The 1,628-nt window shown below is 62.6% G+C and carries 1 protein-coding gene; it reads left to right on the top strand.

Features of this window, described 5'->3' with window-relative positions; all coding sequences use genetic code 11:
- A partial coding sequence (locus Q666_RS0133970) for a condensation domain-containing protein (protein ID WP_031269392.1) occupies positions 1-1,628 on the top strand: 1,628 nt, incomplete at both ends.

Raw genomic sequence — 1,628 nt, forward strand, 5'->3', positions numbered from 1 at the left:
GTCAGCCTCGATGGCCCGGTGGATGCACAGCGTCTTGAGGCGAGCCTTCAGGTTCTCGTTGCCCGGCACGCACCCCTGCGGGCTGTCTTCTGCCACGAAGGCCTGAACGATCCCGTTCAGGTGATCCTGTCGAAAGTCGAGCTGCCGTTTGAGCAGGTGGACTTGTCCGAGGACGCAGATCCGGAAGCGGAGCTGGAGCGGTTTCTCTTGGAAGACAGGGAGATCCGTTTCGACCTTGCTCAAGGTCCATTGCTGCGTGTCTGCCTCGTAAAACGTCCGGACGGCGGTGCCTGGCTGGTGTTGATCAATCACCACATTCTTCTCGACGGCTGGTCGTTGCCGGTGCTGATGCGGGAGCTGAAGGAGATTTACGAAGCCGGCGGGGCAGGGGTTCTGCCGCCAGTAACGCCGTTTGACCGGTATCTCGGCTGGCTGCAGCAGCAGGACAAGACAGCTGCGAAAGCGGCCTGGCAAGAAGCTCTGTCCGGTCTGGAGGAACCGACCCGGCTGGCGGCCTCAGTCTATGGCCAGTCTGCAAACACTTCCACCGGCTCCTCGTCTGCTGATGGCAGTGCGGTGCTGCGCTTTGACGATCTCCTGAGCGCGGACGCAACCCGGTCATTGGAAGGCCTGGCCCGCACGCTGGACATCACCTTGAACACGGTGCTCCAGGGCGCCTGGTCGGTCGTGCTTGGCCGCATCTGTGGGCGGGATGATCTGGTCTTCGGCACGACGGTCTCCGGCCGACCTGCCGAGATCACCGGCGTCGAAACCATGGCGGGTCTCTTCATCAACACCGTGCCGGTAAGGGCAAAGCCTGTTCCGGCAACATCCGTCAGCAGCTTCCTGAAGGAGCTGCAGTCCTGTCAGGCCGCACTTCTGCCTCACCAGCATCTGGGGCTGCCGGAGATTCAGGCAGAAGCGGGACTTGGAGACCTGTTCGACACGCTGGTGGTGTTCGAGAACTATCCCTTCAGCGACGAGACCCATGAGGCTTCGCCGGATGGCCTGCGTATCAGCGGTGTCGAGGTGCATGACCAGACCCACTATCCTTTGAGCCTGATGGTTGTTCCGGGCAAACGGCTGCTGCTGCGGCTGGATTGCCGGGAAGAACGGATCGGTGCAGACCTTGGCCGCAGTCTCCTGGGGCAGCTGTGCAATGTACTGGCGCAGATGGTCTCCCGTCCGGAAGCGCCGCTGGGATCTCTCGAGATGCTGCCGGCTTCCGAAAGAAAGGCTGTGCAGGACCGGTGGAACGCAACACGGCACGCCTTGCCGGAAGGGGATCTGACAGAGCTTGTCTCTGCAAAGGCTTACCGGTTTGGAACGCGGGAAGCGGTTATCGGCAGCACGGAGCAGCTGACCTATGCCGAGCTTGAGGCGCGGGCAAACCGGCTGGCGCATCTTCTGATCCGGCGCGGCATTGGTGCTGAGGACCGGGTCGCGATTGCCTTGCCGAGAAAACCGAACATGATCGTGGCGCTGCTGGCGGTGCTGAAAACGGGCGCCGCCTATCTGCCCCTGGATCCGGACTATCCGGCAGCCCGCATTGCGATGATGCTGGACGATGCCGCGCCGCGTCTTGTGATCTCCGAGACGGCAACGGCAGCCGCCTTGACGGACGGTGC

Origin of the sequence: Labrenzia sp. C1B70 (assembly GCF_000475395.1) — a bacterium.
Classification (GTDB): Bacteria; Pseudomonadota; Alphaproteobacteria; order Rhizobiales; family Stappiaceae; genus Roseibium; species Roseibium algicola.